This window comes from Psychrobacter sp. W2-37-MNA-CIBAN-0211 (assembly GCF_040309405.1).
GTDB classification, from domain to species: domain Bacteria; phylum Pseudomonadota; class Gammaproteobacteria; order Pseudomonadales; family Moraxellaceae; genus Psychrobacter; species Psychrobacter glaciei.
Map to the genome: position 1 here is coordinate 1 of NZ_JBEOOU010000616.1, position 233 is coordinate 233.

At 43.3% G+C, this 233-nt stretch carries 1 protein-coding gene; it reads left to right on the plus strand.

Annotation, left to right across the window (positions count from 1 at the left end; translation table 11 throughout):
* Nucleotides 1-233: hypothetical protein (locus tag AAEY72_RS16485; RefSeq protein WP_352311777.1), on the plus strand; the 233-nt coding region annotated here is incomplete at both ends.

Here is a 233-nt window from a genome sequence, read left to right on the forward strand (position 1 = left end):
TCATGGAACTTTGCGGTCGATGCAGCACTCAAATGGTGGCTAGGAAGTGATGTAACCGAGGCCGTTGGTGTATTACACGATTTAAAAGTAAACAATGCACGTAAAATTTCACCATTCCCTGATGCACGTACACCTCGTTTACGCTTTGTTGCCGATGGAAATGCATATTTGGGTTTAACGGGTGGTTTTTTAAAAGGCAATGATGATTCGGTTGTTGCATCGCACTCTTCATG